At 64.0% G+C, this 16,483-nt stretch carries 11 protein-coding genes, 1 tRNA gene and 1 pseudogene; all 13 read left to right on the top strand.

Annotated elements, in window-relative coordinates; genetic code table 11:
• Positions 1-78 (top strand): annotated as a pseudogene (locus QZ588_RS16030) (elongation factor Tu); the annotation flags it as partial.
• Between the two features lie 85 nt (positions 79-163).
• A tRNA-Trp gene (locus QZ588_RS16025) sits at positions 164-239 on the top strand.
• 33 nt (positions 240-272) lie between these two features.
• On the top strand, positions 273-650 hold the full coding sequence (gene secE / locus QZ588_RS16020; RefSeq protein WP_295543946.1) for a preprotein translocase subunit SecE: 378 nt from the start codon (positions 273-275) through the stop codon (positions 648-650).
• Between the two features lie 2 nt (positions 651-652).
• The gene (gene nusG, locus QZ588_RS16015; RefSeq protein ID WP_295543945.1) at positions 653-1,186 is read left to right on the top strand and encodes a transcription termination/antitermination protein NusG; all 534 of its coding nucleotides are present in this window, start codon (positions 653-655) and stop codon (positions 1,184-1,186) included.
• Positions 1,187-1,520: 334 nt separating this feature from the next.
• A complete protein-coding gene (gene rplK / locus QZ588_RS16010) occupies positions 1,521-1,955 on the top strand; it encodes a 50S ribosomal protein L11 (RefSeq protein WP_295543944.1) in 435 nt (144 codons plus the stop codon).
• On the top strand, positions 1,956-2,651 hold the full coding sequence (gene rplA, locus QZ588_RS16005) for a 50S ribosomal protein L1 (protein ID WP_295543943.1): 696 nt from the start codon (positions 1,956-1,958) through the stop codon (positions 2,649-2,651). It begins immediately after the preceding gene.
• Between the two features lie 411 nt (positions 2,652-3,062).
• Positions 3,063-3,590, top strand: a complete 528-nt coding sequence (rplJ, locus tag QZ588_RS16000; protein ID WP_295543942.1) for a 50S ribosomal protein L10 — start codon at positions 3,063-3,065, stop codon at positions 3,588-3,590.
• A 94-nt stretch (positions 3,591-3,684) separates the two neighbouring features.
• A complete protein-coding gene (gene rplL, locus QZ588_RS15995) occupies positions 3,685-4,071 on the top strand; it encodes a 50S ribosomal protein L7/L12 (RefSeq protein WP_295543941.1) in 387 nt (128 codons plus the stop codon).
• 233 nt (positions 4,072-4,304) lie between these two features.
• Entirely contained in the window at positions 4,305-8,456 is a 4,152-nt protein-coding gene (rpoB, locus tag QZ588_RS15990) for a DNA-directed RNA polymerase subunit beta (protein ID WP_295543940.1), read from the top strand.
• Positions 8,457-8,595: 139 nt separating this feature from the next.
• Positions 8,596-12,822: a DNA-directed RNA polymerase subunit beta' gene (gene rpoC / locus QZ588_RS15985; RefSeq protein ID WP_295543939.1), complete on the top strand. Its 4,227-nt coding sequence runs from the start codon at positions 8,596-8,598 to the stop codon at positions 12,820-12,822.
• A 303-nt stretch (positions 12,823-13,125) separates the two neighbouring features.
• Positions 13,126-13,500, top strand: coding sequence for a 30S ribosomal protein S12 (rpsL, locus tag QZ588_RS15980; protein ID WP_295543938.1), 375 nt, complete (start codon positions 13,126-13,128; stop codon positions 13,498-13,500).
• A gap of 245 nt (positions 13,501-13,745) precedes the next feature.
• The gene (gene rpsG, locus QZ588_RS15975; RefSeq protein ID WP_295543937.1) at positions 13,746-14,216 is read left to right on the top strand and encodes a 30S ribosomal protein S7; all 471 of its coding nucleotides are present in this window, start codon (positions 13,746-13,748) and stop codon (positions 14,214-14,216) included.
• Between the two features lie 66 nt (positions 14,217-14,282).
• Positions 14,283-16,379, top strand: a complete 2,097-nt coding sequence (gene fusA / locus QZ588_RS15970) for an elongation factor G (RefSeq protein ID WP_295543936.1) — start codon at positions 14,283-14,285, stop codon at positions 16,377-16,379.
• Positions 16,380-16,483: the final 104 nt, after the last annotated feature.

Raw genomic sequence — 16,483 nt, 5'->3', positions numbered from 1 at the left:
GAGGAGGGGCTGCGCTTTGCGGTGCGCGAAGGCGGTCGTACCGTCGGCGCCGGCGTGGTGGCGAAGATCATCGAGTAGCAGGCGATCGCCTTCGCGCCCACGGACCTTTCCGTCGAGGGCGCTCCGGGGTGGCAGCGCAAACTGCCGCCCCTGACATTTTTCTAGGCCAGTAGCTCAATTGGCAGAGCAGCGGTCTCCAAAACCGCAGGTTGGGGGTTCGAGTCCCTCCTGGCCTGCCATACATCGCGGCTCCTAGGCCGCTTGCGGGAAGCATGAACGCAAAAGCCGACGCCGGGGCATCCGGTCTCGATACCGTGAAGCTTGTCGTGGCTGCGGCGATTATCATCGTCGCGCTCTGGGGCTTTTATTTCTTCGCCGAGCTGTCGCTGCTCTTACGGGTTGTGGTGCTCCTGGCGCTCTCGGGCGGCGCAGCAGCCGTTGCGCTAACGTCTCTGCCGGGCCGGCAGCTCTGGCGTTTTGCCGTCGATGCGCGCATGGAAGTCCGAAAGGTCGTCTGGCCCACCCGCCAGGAGACTATTCAGACCACTTTGATCGTCATCGTGATGGTGCTGATCCTCGGCATCCTACTTTGGCTGTTCGACATGGTGCTGATGGCGATCCTTCGATTCCTGACCGGGCAAGGAGGCTGAGCATGGCCAAGCGATGGTATGTCATTCATGCCTTCTCGGGCTTCGAGAGCCACGTCAAGCGCGCACTCGAGGAGCGCATTGCCCGCGCCGGCATGGAGGAGGCGTTCGGGGAGATTCTGGTGCCCACGGAGGAAGTCGTGGAGATGCGCGGCGGCCAGCAACGCAAGAGCGAGCGCAAGTTCTTCCCCGGCTATGTGCTGGTCAACATGGATATGACCGACGATACATGGCATCTGGTCAAGGAAGTCCCGAGAGTGATGGGCTTCATCGGTGGCAAGGGTGATCGGCCGGCACCGATACCCGACGCCCAAGTGGACGCGATCCTCGAGCGGGTACAGGAAGGTGTCGAGAAGCCTCGTCCGAAGGTGCTGTACGAGCCCGGCGAAGTGGTCCGGGTGGTTGATGGACCGTTCACGGATTTCAACGGTGTCGTCGAAGAAGTCGACTACGACAAGAGCCGATTGAAGGTCTCGGTACTGATTTTTGGTCGCTCCACCCCGGTGGACCTGGAGTTTGGCCAGGTCGAAAAAGGCTGAGACGGTTGCCGCACGCAGGCGTACCGCCGGTTGCAAGGCAAGGCCGTCGGAGCCCTCCGTCGTATTCCGCTGGCCCAACCGTTGTTCGATGCGGGTGTCTGCGGCGCAACCACGTGCACTGTGGCTCAGGCAATCCAACCGCCGGCCGGTGCTGACACCGCATCGCATGATCAGGCCGTCGCGTCAGCGTCGTACCCGGCGACCGACCGTCGCCGCTGCTGGTTTTGTCGATGGTATCGGTTGGGTTTTTTTGGTCCCGGCGCCGCCGGGTTGAGAGACTGCACGGGGAGCCAGCCGACGAGGTTGGCGCTGGGACCCGTCGAGGTAGACAATCATGGCAAAAAAGATCAACGCCTACATCAAGCTGCAGGTGAAGGCGGGAGAGGCCAACCCCAGCCCGCCCGTTGGGCCTGCACTTGGCCAGCACGGCGTCAACATCATGGAGTTCTGCAAGGCGTTCAACGCCAAGACCCAGGAAATCGAGAAGGGACTGCCCATTCCGGTGGTCATCACCGTTTATGCTGACCGCAGCTTCACATTCATCACCAAGACACCCCCCGCCTCCGTGCTGCTCAAGAAAGCCGCCGGCGTGAGCAAGGGGAGCAGCGCACCGAACACCGATAAGGTCGGCACAGTCAGCCGCCAACAGCTGGAGGAGATCGCAAGCACCAAGATGGCGGATCTCAACGCCAACGACCTGGATGCCGCCGTACGAATCATAGCCGGCAGCGCCCGCGCGATGGGACTGGATGTGGAGGGTGTGGAGTAAATGGCCAAGCTGACCAAACGCCAAAAGGCGATTCGCGAGCAGATCGAGCCCGGCAAGGTGTATGCCGCCGACGAGGCCTTCGTGCTGCTGAAAAACATCTCCAAGGTCAAATTCATCGAGAACATCGACGTCGCGGTGAATCTGGGTGTCGACCCGCGCAAATCAGATCAAGTGGTGCGCGGTGCCACTGTGCTGCCACACGGCACGGGGAAACAGGTACGGGTCGCCGTCTTCACGCAGGGCGCGAATGTCGACCTGGCCACCGCCGCTGGTGCTGATCGTGTCGGCATGGAGGACTTGGCGGAGGACATGAAGGCCGGTGCGCTGGACTACGATGTCGTCATCGCTTCGCCGGACGCCATGCGGGTTGTTGGTCAGTTGGGTAAGCTCCTGGGCCCCCGGGGTCTGATGCCCAACCCCAAGGTGGGAACCGTGACCGCGGATGTGGCCGAGGCGGTGCGCAATGCCAGGGCGGGCCAGGTGCGTTACCGGACCGACAAGGCCGGCATCATTCATTGTCCGCTCGGGAAGATGGACTTCGAGGCGGAGAAGTTGCGGGAAAACCTCGAGGCCTTGCTCGGCAATCTGATGAAGGCGAAGCCGAGTGCCGCCAAGGGCGTGTACATGAAAAAAGTCACGGTGTCCTCCACCATGGGGCCGGGGCTCACCGTGGATCATGCCGCGCTATCTTTTTAGCGCGTGCCGCCGGCGGTGGGGCCGCGGCGGGTGTCGACGGCCCACACCCGATCGCACCGGGTGGCCGCCATGCGCCACATGACAAATCGTGCCGAATGGCGCACACAGGGATGATTATTCAGACATTCATGCGGCCGTCGCGTCGGTCACCGCCGCCGGCGGCCGCTGAGCTGGCTTTGGGACATCGGTGGTATCGACCCGAGGTCCGTCAAAGACCGCAGGTGCTCACTCAGCCGCCGGGATGGCGGTGCCGCTGAGCTTAATGTCGCCTGCGCAGATGTGCCCTCGCAGTGGCCCGGAGCTTCGAGCCGACGGCCTTGGTGATGGAGCACGCACGTTGCCCGGCACGCGGCTCGGACGCGTGTGCCAGGGTGCCTCCCGCAACAGAGCGGGAGTCCACAGGAGAAGCCTATGCCGCTGAACTTTGCTCAGAAGGAGGCCGTCGTCGCGGAGGTCTCGGAAGTCGCACGGAATGCCTATTCCGCCATCGGCGCCGAGTACCGCGGGTTGACGGTCGCGGAGATGACGGCGCTGCGTCTCAAGGCGCGCGAAGCAGGCGTCTATGTGCGCGTCGTGAAAAACACGCTGGCCAGGCGCGCGCTCGTCGACACCGAATTCGAATGTATGACGGAAGCGCTGAAGGGGCCGCTGGTGCTGGCCTTCGGCCGCAATGATCCGGGCTCGGTGGCGCGCGTCGCCAAAGAGTTCGCCAAGGATCACGGCAAATTCCAGGTGCAGATGATCGCCCTGTCGGGGCAGCTGCTGGCACCCACGGAGCTGGACAAGGTCGCGAAAATGCCGACCTACGACGAGGCCATCAGTCTCCTGATGGCGACGATGAAGGCGCCCGTGCAGAAGCTCACCAGCACCTTGAACGAAGTGCCCGGCAAGCTCGTGCGCACCATCGCCGCTGTCCGCGAGGCGAAGGAAGCCGCGTAGTGGCGCGAAGCGCGCACGTCGCCGTCCAACCAAGCTTCAAGACGATACAAAACGCGTCGGTCGCTGACCGACAACCGATTCCCAGGAGACCATAATGGCCGTTTCAAAAGACGAAATTCTCGACGCGATTGCCAACATGACCGTGATGGAGGTGGTGGACCTCATCAGCGCCATGGAAGAGAAGTTCGGCGTCACCGCCGCCGCCGCAGTCGCCGCGGCACCGGCCGCAGGCGCCGCCGGCGCTGAAGGCGCCGAGGCCGCCGAAGAGCAGACCGAGTTCGACGTGGTGCTGGCATCCTTCGGCGCCAACAAGGTCGGCGTCATCAAGGCGGTGCGGGCGCTGACCGGCCTCGGTCTCAAGGAGGCGAAGGAGGCCGTCGAGGGCGCTCCGACGACCCTGAAAGAGGCCGTCTCCAAAGACGATGCCGAAGCGGCGAAGAAGGCGTTGGAAGAAGCCGGCGCCACTGTCGAGGTCAAATAAGCCGCATTGTCTGCCGCAGCGCAGAGCCCCATTGAGAAGGCTGGCGGCCCAGGGTCGCCGGCCTCTCGGCGTTGTTGCATTGTTGGCGTCTTGGCGCGTTTGCAGCGCTGAACGATTGCGCAGCAGCCCGCTCGCGGCGGTCGGTTATCGCCACCCGACGGGCTGCACACATCTCCACCGAGTCCATCGCACGCGTGGCTCGGCCCTGACCCCACAGATGAGGGAAGGCAAGTATGGCCTACTCGTTCACCGAGAAGAAGCGTATCCGCAAGAATTTCGGCAAGCGCCCGACCATTCTCGAAGTCCCATTTCTGCTCGCCACGCAGATCGATTCCTACCGGGATTTTCTGCAGGCAGATCGTGCCGCGGGTGCCCGTGAGGACATGGGGCTGCATGCGGCCTTTCGCTCGGTGCTGCCCATCGAAAGCTACTCCGGCAACGCTGTGTTGGAGTATGTGAGCTATCGGCTTGGGGAGCCGGCCTTCGACGTGCGCGAGTGTAACCTGCGGGGGGCGACCTATGCGGCACCCCTGCGGGTCCTGCTGCGTCTGGTGATCTACGATAAAGACGCACCCGCCGGCAGCAAGGTGGTGAAGGATGTCAAGGAGCAGGAAGTCTACATGGGCGACCTGCCACTGATGACCGAGAACGGCACCTTCATCATCAATGGCACCGAGCGGGTCATCGTCTCGCAGCTGCACCGCTCACCGGGTGTGTTCTTCGACCACGACAAGGGCAAGACGCATTCCTCCGGCAAGCTGCTGTTCTCGGCGCGCGTGATCCCCTACCGCGGCTCCTGGCTCGACTTCGAGTTCGACCCCAAGGACAACGTGTTCGTGCGCATCGATCGCCGCCGCAAGCTGCCGGCGACCGTGCTGCTGCGTGCGCTCGGTTACAGCGCCGACGAGATGCTGGCGTTGTTCTTTGAAACCGACACCTTCCATCTCGGCGATCCCACAGAGCTCGAGCTGGTGCCCGAGCGCCTGCGGGGCGAGACGGTCAACTTCGAGATCAGCATCGGCGACACGGTGCTCGTCGAGGCCGGCCGGCGTGTCACCGCCCGGCATATTCGCGAGCTGCAGAAGGCGGGGGTCGAGCGGCTGGCGGTGCCGGAGGAATTCCTGCTGGGCCGCACCCTCGCGCAGACGCTGGTGGACACAGACACCGGCGAGGTCATCGCCGAGGCCAATGCCGCGATCACCGACGAGCTGCTGGCCGCGCTGCGTGAGAAGGGTATCGGGCGGGTGGAGACGTTGTTCGTCAACGACCTCGACCACGGTCCCTATCTGTCGGAGACCCTGCGCATCGATGCCACGCGCTCGGACCTCGAAGCCCAGGTCGAGATCTACCGCATGATGCGCCCGGGGGAGCCGCCCACGAAGGAAGCGGCCCAGAACCTGTTTCACAATTTGTTCTTCACGTCGGACCGCTACGACCTCTCCGCCGTCGGTCGCATGAAATTCAACCGGCGTCTCGGGCGCGAGGCCACCGAAGGCACGGGCATCCTCTACGACCACAAATACTTCAGCGCCCGCGGCGATGACACCTCCACGCAGCTGGTGGCAGCCTACGGCGAGACCTCGGATATCGTCGATGCGCTCAAGGTCCTGATCGAGCTGCGCAATGGCCGCGGCAGCGTCGATGATATCGATCACCTGGGCAACCGGCGCATCCGCTGCGTCGGCGAGATGGCCGAGAACCAGTTCCGTGTGGGTCTGGTGCGCGTTGAGCGTGCGGTGAAAGAGCGTCTGTCGCTGGCGGAGTCGGAAGGCCTGATGCCGCAGGAGCTCATCAACGCCAAGCCGGTGTCCGCCGCCATCAAGGAATTCTTCGGCTCGAGCCAGCTGTCGCAGTTCATGGACCAGAACAACCCGCTCTCGGAGGTGACGCACAAGCGCCGCGTCTCGGCCCTGGGCCCGGGCGGCCTTGCGCGCGAGCGCGCCGGATTCGAGGTGCGCGACGTGCATCCCACCCACTACGGCCGGGTTTGCCCCATCGAGACACCGGAAGGTCCGAACATCGGCCTCATCAACTCGCTGGCGGTGTATGCCCGCACCAACCGGTACGGTTTCCTCGAGACGCCCTACCGGCGTGTGGAGAACGGCAAAGCCACCGATCAGATCGACCATCTGTCGGCCATCGAGGAAGGCGGCTACGTCATCGCCCAGGCCAACGCAACCCTCGACGACGAGGGCCGGCTCACCGATGCACTGGTGTCCTGCCGCCATATGAATGAGTTCACCATGAAGGCGCCCGAGGAGGTCCAGTACATGGACGTCTCGCCGCGCCAGATCGTGTCGGTGGCGGCCTCCCTGATTCCCTTCCTCGAGCACGATGATGCCAACCGCGCGCTGATGGGGTCGAACATGCAGCGCCAGGCGGTGCCCACCCTGCGGGCGGAGAAGCCGCTGGTGGGCACCGGCATGGAGCGGGTCGTGGCCAAGGACTCCGGCGTCGTGCAATGGGCGCGCCGCGGCGGCACCATCGACTCGGTGGACGCCGCGCGCATCGTGGTGCGGGTGAACGACGATGAGACCGAGCCCGGTGAGTCCGGCGTCGACATCTACAACCTGACCAAGTACACCCGCTCCAACCAGAACACCTGTATCAATCAGCGCCCGCTGGTGCAGCCGGGCGACATCATCGAGCGCGGCGACGTGCTCGCCGACGGCCCGTCCACGGACATGGGCGAGCTGGCGCTCGGGCAGAATCTGCGCGTCGCCTTCATGCCCTGGAACGGCTACAACTTCGAGGACTCGATCCTGATCTCGGAGCGGGTGGTGCAGCAGGACCGCTTCACCAGCATCCACATCGAAGAGCTCACCTGCCTGGCCCGCGACACCAAGCTCGGCCCGGAGGAAATCTCCAGCGATATCCCCAATGTGGGTGAAGCGGCGCTGTCGAAGCTCGACGAATCCGGGATCGTCTACATCGGCGCCGAGGTGCGCGACGGCGACATTCTCGTGGGCAAGGTCACGCCCAAGGGCGAGACCCAGCTCACGCCCGAAGAGAAACTGCTGCGCGCCATCTTCGGCGAGAAGGCCTCGGATGTGAAGGACACGTCGCTGCGGCTGCCCTCCGGGATGGCCGGCACCGTGGTCGACGTGCAGGTGTTCACCCGCGATGGCGTCGAGAAGGACAAGCGCGCGCTGCAGATCGAAGAGATGGAGCTCGAGCGCATCCGCAAGGATCTCGGCGACCAGCAGCGCATCATGGAGAAAGATGCCTTCCAGCGCATGGAGAAGCTGTTGGTGGGCAAGACCGCCGACGGCGGCCCGTCGGGGCTCAAGGCCGGCGCCAAGATCACCAAGACCTATCTCAACGAGCTCGCCGATGAGCACGGCCGTGATCGCTGGCTGGAGATCCGCCTGCGCAGCGAAGAGGCGGCCATGCAGCTCGAGGCCGCCGGGGCGCAGATCAAGCAGCAGCGCGAGGAGTTCCGCGACCACTTCGAGACGAAAAAGCGCAAGATCACCCAGGGCGATGAGCTGGCCCCCGGTGTGCTGAAAATGGTCAAGGTCTACGTGGCCGTGAAGCGCCGTATCCAGCCCGGTGACAAGATGGCCGGCCGTCACGGCAACAAGGGCGTCATCTCCCGGGTCGTGCCGGTGGAGGACATGCCCTTCAGTGCCGACGGCGAGCCGGTGGACATTGTCCTGAATCCGCTGGGCGTGCCCTCGCGCATGAACGTGGGCCAGGTGCTGGAGACCCACCTCGGCTGGGCGGCCAAGGGTCTGGGCGAGCGCATCGATGCCATGCTGCGCGGCGACGCGCCGGCGGCGGACGTGCGGGGCTTCCTGGACGAGCTCTATAACACCAGCGGTAAGCAGGAGGCCCTCGACGCGCTCGACGACGAGCAGCTGCTGGCATTGGCGCGCAATCTCACCGGCGGCGTGCCCCTGGCGACGCCCGTCTTCGACGGTGCCACCGAGGAGGAGATCCGCCAAATGCTGCGCCTCGCCGGACTCGCGGAATCCGGGCAGACCACCCTCCACGACGGCCGCTCCGGCGAGGCCTTCGAGCGGCCGGTGACCGTCGGCTACATGTACATGCTGAAACTGAACCATCTCGTCGACGACAAGATGCATGCGCGCTCCACTGGACCTTACAGCCTCGTCACCCAGCAGCCCCTCGGCGGCAAGGCGCAGTTCGGCGGCCAGCGCTTCGGCGAAATGGAGGTCTGGGCGCTGGAGGCTTATGGTGCGGCCTACACGCTGCAGGAGATGCTGACGGTGAAGTCTGACGACGTCAACGGCCGCACCAAGATGTACAAGAACATCGTCGATGGCGACCATCGCATGGAGGCGGGCATGCCCGAGTCCTTCAACGTGCTGGTCAAGGAGATCCGCTCCCTCGGCATCAACGTCGAGCTGGAACAGGATTAGCCTTGCATAGGATGACCGGGACCGCGGGGCGCCGGGTGCCCGTCGGCGCCGGTGCCCGACCCTCGAGGGTCGACCCGCGGTCCGCGGCACTCGCTCCTCGCCATTCGATACTCGAAACCTTCTTCGCAGGAGATCGGCTTTGAAAGATCTGCTCAGAATCATCAAGCAGCAGGGTCAGGCGCTGGAGTTCGATGCCATTCGCATCGGGCTGGCGTCTCCGGACATGATTCGCTCCTGGTCCTACGGCGAGGTGAAAAAGCCGGAGACCATCAACTACCGCACCTTCAAGCCCGAGCGCGACGGCCTCTTCTGCGCCAAGATCTTCGGGCCCGTCAGCGACTACGAGTGCCTGTGCGGGAAATACAAGCGCCTCAAGCACCGGGGCGTGGTCTGCGAGAAGTGTGGCGTCGAGGTCACCCTGGCCAAGGTCCGCCGCGAGCGCATGGGCCACATCGACCTGGCGAGCCCGGTGGCCCACATCTGGTTCCTGAAGTCGCTGCCTTCGCGCATCGGCCTGTTGCTCGACATGACCCTGCGCGACATCGAGCGGGTGCTCTACTTCGAGTCCTTCGTCGTCGTCGACCCGGGCATGACCGCCGAGCTGGAGCGCGGCCAGCTGCTCACCGATGAGCAGTACCTGGACGCCCTGGAGGCCAACGGCGACGAGTTCGATGCCCGCATGGGCGCGGAGGCCGTCTTCGAGCTGCTGCGCACCATCGATCTCGACGCCGAGATCCGCACCATGCGCGAAGAGATCGAGGCCACCAACTCCGAGACCAAGATCAAGAAGCTCTCCAAGCGGCTCAAGCTGATGGAGTCGCTGCAGCTCTCGGGCAATCGCCCCGAGTGGATGATCCTCACGGTGCTGCCGGTGCTGCCACCGGAACTGCGCCCGCTGGTGCCACTGGACGGCGGCCGCTTTGCGACATCGGATCTGAATGATCTGTATCGCCGGGTCATCAACCGCAACAACCGCCTCAAGCGCCTGCTGGATCTGGTGGCGCCGGACATCATCGTGCGCAACGAGAAGCGCATGCTGCAGGAGGCGGTGGATGCGCTGCTCGACAACGGCCGCCGCGGCCGCGCCATCACCGGCACCAACAAGCGCCCGCTCAAGTCTTTGGCCGACATGATCAAGGGCAAGCAGGGCCGCTTCCGACAGAACCTGCTCGGCAAGCGCGTGGACTACTCCGGGCGCTCGGTCATCGTGGTGGGCCCGACACTCAAGCTGCACCAGTGCGGTCTGCCCAAGCGCATGGCCCTGGAGCTGTTCAAGCCGTTCATTTTCAGCAAGCTCCAGAGCCGCGGTCTGGCGGCCACCATCAAGGCGGCGAAGAAGATGGTGGAGCGTGGCACCGCCGAGGTCTGGGACATCCTCGAAGAGGTGATTCGCGAGCACCCGGTGATGCTGAACCGGGCGCCGACCCTGCATCGCCTGGGCATCCAGGCCTTCGAGCCGGTGCTCATCGAGGGCAAGGCCATCCAGCTGCATCCCCTGGTGTGCACGGCGTTCAATGCGGACTTCGACGGCGACCAGATGGCGGTGCACGTGCCGCTGTCGCTGGAGGCGCAGCTCGAGTCCCGGGCGTTGATGATGTCCTCCAACAATATCCTGTCGCCGGCCAACGGCGAGCCCATCATCGTGCCGTCGCAGGACGTGGTGCTGGGCCTGTATTACATGACCCGCGAGCGCATCAACGCGCAGGGCGAAGGGCTGCTGCTCTCCAGTGTCGACGAGGCGCACCGCGCCTACGACAACGGTGTCGCCGCGCTGCACGCCCGTGTCAAGGTGCGCATCCGCGAAGAGCTCAAGCACGAGCACGGCGACATGGAAGAGCGTTGGAGCATCAAAGACACCACGGTGGGTCGGGCCATGGTCTGGGAGATCGTGCCCAAAGGCCTGCCCTTCGAGCTGGTGGACAAGCCGCTGGGCAAGAAGGCCATCTCCCGGCTCATCAACCAGTGCTACCGCGAGCTCGGCCTCAAGGACACCGTGGTCTTCGCGGACCAGCTCATGTACCTCGGCTTCCGCATGGCCACCCGCGCCGGTGTTTCCATCGGCCTCGAGGATATGGAAGTGCCGGATGAGAAGCCGGAGATTCTGGGCCGCGCCGAAGAAGAAGTGAAGGAGATCGAGGACCAGTACACCCAGGGACTGGTCACCAACGGCGAGCGCTACAACAAGGTCGTCGACATCTGGTCGCGCACCAATGACCAGGTGGCCAAGTCCATGATGCGCAAGCTCGGTAAGGATCAGGTCACCGACCGCGAGGGCAACACGCAGGAGCAGGACTCCTTCAACTCCATTTTCATGATGGCCGACTCGGGCGCCCGTGGCTCGGCGGCGCAGATTCGCCAGCTCGCGGGCATGCGCGGCCTCATGGCGAAGCCGGACGGCTCCATCATCGAGACGCCCATCGCCGCCAATTTCCGCGAGGGGCTGAACGTTATCCAGTACTTCATCTCCACCCACGGCGCGCGTAAGGGCCTGGCGGACACGGCGCTGAAGACCGCCAACTCCGGCTACCTCACCAGACGACTGGTGGATGTGGCCCAGGATATGGTGGTGCTGGAAGAGGACTGCGGCACCGAGAAGGGCCTGCTGATGACGCCGATCATCGAAGGTGGTGATGTGGTGGAGCCCCTGCGCGAGCGCATCCTCGGACGCGTCACGGCCGTCGACGTCTACAAGCCGGGTACCGACGAGGTGGCTTTCGAGGCTGGCACGCTCCTGGACGAAGGCCGCGTGCAGGAAATGGAAGCCTTGGGGATCGATCAGGTGCTGGTGCGCTCCACCATTACCTGCGAAGCGCGCCTCGGCGTTTGTGCGCAATGTTACGGCCGTGATCTGGCCCGCGGCCACCTGGTGAATCAGGGCGAGTCCGTCGGCGTCATCGCCGCCCAGTCCATCGGCGAGCCGGGCACCCAGCTCACCATGCGCACCTTCCACATCGGCGGCGCCGCCTCCCGCGCCGCGGCGGTGAGCAATGTACAGGTGAAAACGGATGGGACCGCGCGCCTGCACAATATCAAGACCGTGCAGCACCACAGCGGCAACCTCGTGGCCGTGTCGCGCTCCGGAGAACTGACGGTGAGCGACGAGAAGGGTCTGGAGAAAGAGCGCTACAAGATCCCCTATGGCGCCACCCTCAATGTCGGCGATGGCGACAGTGTCGAAGGCGGTCAGGTCGTCGCCAACTGGGATCCGCACACCCACCCCGTGGTCACAGAGGTGGCCGGCAAGCTGCGCTTCGCGGACTTCGTCGACGGCGTCACGGTACAGAGCAAGACCGATGAAGTCACGGGCCTCGCCTCGGTGGAAGTGCTCGACCCGAAGCAGCGCCCGTCCACAGGCAAGGACCTGCGCCCGACGGTCATCCTCGTCGATGAGCAGGGCGAGGACCTGAAGATCGCCGGCACCGACCTGCCCGCACGCTACCTGCTACCGTCCGGCGCCATTGTCAGCGTCACCGATGGCGCGGATGTGGGCGTCGGCGACATCCTGGCGCGTATCCCGCAGGAGTCCTCGAAGACCCGCGACATCACCGGCGGCCTGCCGCGTGTCGCGGACCTGTTCGAAGCCCGCAAGCCGAAGGAGCCGGCATTACTGGCCGAGGCTACGGGCACCGTCAGCTTCGGCAAGGACACCAAGGGCAAGCAGCGCCTGGTCATCACCACCGACGACGGCGAGACGGTGGAGTCGCTCATCCCCAAATGGCGTCATGTCAGCGTCTTCGAGGGTGAGCGCGTCGAAATGGGCGAGGTGATCTCCGAGGGCGAGCTGAATCCGCACGATATCCTGCGGCTGAAGGGCATCACGGCGCTGGCCGAGTACCTGGTGAAGGAGATCCAGGACGTCTATCGCCTGCAGGGCGTGAAGATCAACGACAAGCACATCGAGGTGATCGTGCGGCAGATGCTGCGCAAGGTCGAGATCACCAATGCCGGCGACACCCGGCTCCTGCGCGGCGAGCAGGTGGACTACGGCACCTTGCTGGTGGAGAACGAACGCGTGCAGGCCGAGAGCAAGCATCCCGCCTTGTACGAGCCGCTGCTGCTCGGCATCACCAAGGCGTCGCTGGCCACGGATTCCTTCATCTCGGCGGCTTCCTTCCAGGAGACCACCCGCGTGCTCACCGAGGCCGCCGTTCGCGGCTCCGTGGATGGGCTGAACGGGCTCAAGGAGAACGTCATCGTCGGTCGGCTGATTCCGGCGGGCACGGGGCTGGCGTATCACAACGAGCGTCGGCGCAAGCGCCAGGAAGATACGGGCGCCGCCGCCGACGAGCGCATGGAGCTCGCCGCGGAGGAACTGACACAAGCCTTGAAGCAGGCGCTCAATACCTCCGATTCCGAGACGCAATAAGGAGGGGGGGCGCGGCGTGCGTCGCGCCTCCCTCCGTCGAGACGACAGCCGCGGTGCCGGGAGGGCAAAAAAAGCCCCTACCGGTTGACAGCATAAAGCGGCCTTGTTACGCTTCTCTTCTTAGCTCGCCGGCCAACGTGCCGGCGTGTTTATTCCCGGGGTTCGAGCCTCAGTCAGGCGTAAAACCTCGCTTTTTACTTCCTGATTTTCGTTCGTATCCGCGGGGCCGCGTCAAGGCTGCGGCACTGCGGGCTCGGGTCGTGTCGTGTTCTACGGTGCGGGCCGGTTTGGATGGAGCGTTTCATGGCGACTATCAATCAGCTCGTCCGGAAGCCGCGCAAGCGCCGGGCAGAAAAAAGTAACGTGCCGGCGCTGGAGGCCTGTCCGCAAAAGCGTGGTGTCTGCACCCGGGTCTACACGACGACGCCGAAGAAGCCAAACTCGGCTCTACGGAAGGTCGCTCGCGTGCGTCTCACCAACGGCTATGAGGTGGCGTCCTACATCGGCGGCGAGGGGCATAACCTGCAGGAGCACTCGGTGGTGCTCATCCGCGGCGGGCGCGTCAAAGACCTGCCGGGTGTGCGTTATCACACGGTGCGCGGCACCCTGGACACCACCGGTGTCGAGAAGCGTCGCCAAGGCCGCTCCAAATACGGCGCCAAACGCCCGAAGGGTTAATGGTGAGCTGATTCAGGAGTGAGAGCCGCCCACTGCTGAGCCCGCGCCAATAGCAGCACGCACTGGGGTGCTGGCCAAGCGGCGCACCAGGACTGCAGCCGATCGCCGTCCGACACATTGGCGTCGAGCGCTCGGGCCCTTAACAACGAGTCGAAATCAAGCGTCGCAAGCGTTGACGGCGCGCGTGACTTGGGTCCGCGCAACGCAACGATAGCGCATAAGAACTGGTTGGAGCCAAACCCAAGATGCCGAGAAGACGCGTCATCGCAAAGCGCCAGATCCTCCCCGATCCCAAGCACGGGAGCGAGCTGCTCACGAAGTTTATCAATATGCTCATGGAAGACGGCAAAAAGGCCGTCGCCGAGCGAATCATGTATGGAGCGCTCGAGCGCGTCGCCGAAAAAAAGGGTGTCGATCCGTTGGAGACCCTTGATTCGGCAATGGAAAACGTTCGCCCGGCGGTAGAAGTCAAGTCCCGGCGGGTCGGCGGCGCTACCTATCAGGTGCCGGTGGAGGTGCGTCCCACGCGTCGCAACACGCTTGCGATGCGCTGGCTGATCGACGCGGCCCGCAAGCGCTCGGAGAAATCCATGGCGCTGCGACTGGCGGGCGAGCTCATGGATGCCGGCGACGCGCGCGGCACGGCCGTGAAGAAGAAGGAAGACACACATCGTATGGCGGAGGCCAACAAGGCCTTCTCCCATTATCGCTGGTAGGCGCATTCGAGCCCCGGGCGCTACGCCCGGGGCAGCACCGCAACCATCAGACAGGCGGACAGAGCCGTGGCACGCAGTACACCCATCGATCGGTACCGGAATCTCGGCATCATGGCACACATCGATGCCGGTAAGACGACGACCACAGAACGCATCCTGTTCTACACCGGCTTGTCCCACAAGATCGGTGAGGTGCACGACGGTGCCGCCGTCATGGACTGGATGCAGCAGGAGCAGGAGCGTGGCATCACCATCACGTCCGCTGCGACCACCTGCTTCTGGCAGGGCATGGACAAGCAATATCCGGAGCACCGGATCAACATCATCGATACGCCCGGGCACGTGGATTTCACCATCGAGGTGGAACGGTCGCTGCGAGTGCTCGATGGTGCATGTGCGGTATTTTGTGCTGTCGGTGGCGTCGAGCCCCAGTCCGAAACCGTGTGGCGCCAGGCGGACAAATACGGCGTGCCGCGGCTGGCGTTCGTAAACAAAATGGACCGCATGGGGGCAAACTTCCTGCGTGTCGTCCAGCAGGTCAAGGATCGACTCGGCGGTAATGCTGTGCCCGTCCAGCTGCCCATCGGTGCCGAAGAGGACTTTGCCGGTATCGTCGATCTGGTGCGCATGAAGGCCATCTATTGGGATGATACCTCCAAGGGCATGACCTACGAGGAGCGCGACATTCCGGCGGACATGGTCGAGCTGTGTCAGGAGTGGCGCGAGAACATGGTCGAGGCCGCCGCCGAGGCCGACGAAGAGACGATGGAGCGCTACCTCGAAGAAGGTGAGCTGAGCGCCGAGGACATCAAGAAGGGTCTGCGGGCACGCACACTCGCCAACGAGATCGTGCCTATGCTGTGCGGGTCGGCGTTCAAGAACAAGGGCGTGCAAGCCATGCTGGATGCCGTTATCGACTACATGCCCGCACCGCCTGACGTTCCGGCGATCCAGGGTGTGCTCGACGACGCCGCGGAGACCGTCGAGGAGCGGCGCTCCAACGACGAATCCCCCTTCGCTGCCCTGGCATTCAAGATTGCGACCGATCCGTACGTCGGCACGCTCACCTTCTTCCGGGTCTATTCCGGGGTACTGAGCTCGGGCGACACCGTGTTAAACCCGGTCAAGCGCAAAAAAGAGCGGGTGGGCCGCATCCTGCAGATGCACTCCAACGACCGCAAGGAGATCAAGGAGGTGCGTGCCGGCGACATCGCCGCCGCCGTCGGCCTGAAGGACGTGACGACGGGTGACACCCTGTGCGCCCTCGACAAGCCCATCACCCTCGAGCGGATGGAATTCCCGGAGCCGGTAATCTCGGTGGCGGTCGAGCCCAAGACCAAAAGCGACCAGGAAAAGATGGGCGTTGCCCTCTCCAAGCTGGCACAGGAGGATCCGTCCTTCCGCGTTCGTTCTGATGAAGAGTCCGGTCAGACCATCATCTCCGGCATGGGCGAACTGCATCTGGAAATCATCGTCGATCGCATGAAGCGGGAGTTCAACGTCGAGGCCAACGTGGGCGCTCCGCAGGTGAGCTATCGCGAGACCATCCGGGCGTCCGTGGAGCAGGAAACCAAGTTTGCGCGGCAATCGGGCGGTCGCGGCCAGTTTGGGCATGTCTATATCCGCTTGGAGCCGCAGGAATCCGGCGTGGGCTATGAGTTCGTCAACCAGATCGTGGGCGGCGCCATCCCTAAGGAGTACATCCCCGCTGTCGATAAGGGCATTCAGGAGGCGATGGGCAATGGTGTGACCTACGGCTTCCCGATGGTGGATGTCAAGGTAACGCTCTACGACGGCTCCTATCATGAAGTCGACTCCAGCGAGATGGCATTCAAGATTGCCGGATCAATGGCCCTCAAAGAAGGGGCCGGCAAGGCGAAGCCGGTACTGCTCGAGCCCATCATGAAGGTGGAAGTCGTGACGCCCGAAGAGAACATGGGCGATGTCATGGGCGATCTGAACAGCCGTCGGGGCATGATCCAAGGCATGGACGACGCGCCTTCCGGCAAGATCATTCGGGCGGAAGTCCCGCTCGCGTCGATGTTCGGCTATGCCACCGACCTGCGCTCGGCAACTCAGGGCCGGGCGACATACAGCATGGAATTTGCCAAATACAACGAAGTGCCGGCGAGCATCGCGGAAGCCGTCACCAAGAAGCAGTAACCGATTTCGAATCCAGGGGTACAGGTCATGTCCAAATCCAAGTTCGAGCGCAAGAAGCCACACGTGAACGTCGGCACCATTGGTCACGTGGACCATGGCAAGAC

The sequence above is a fragment of the uncultured Thiohalocapsa sp. genome (assembly GCF_913062725.1).
In the GTDB taxonomy this organism is placed as follows: domain Bacteria; phylum Pseudomonadota; class Gammaproteobacteria; order Chromatiales; family Chromatiaceae; genus Thiohalocapsa.
This window is presented reverse-complemented; position numbering and strand designations above follow the sequence as displayed.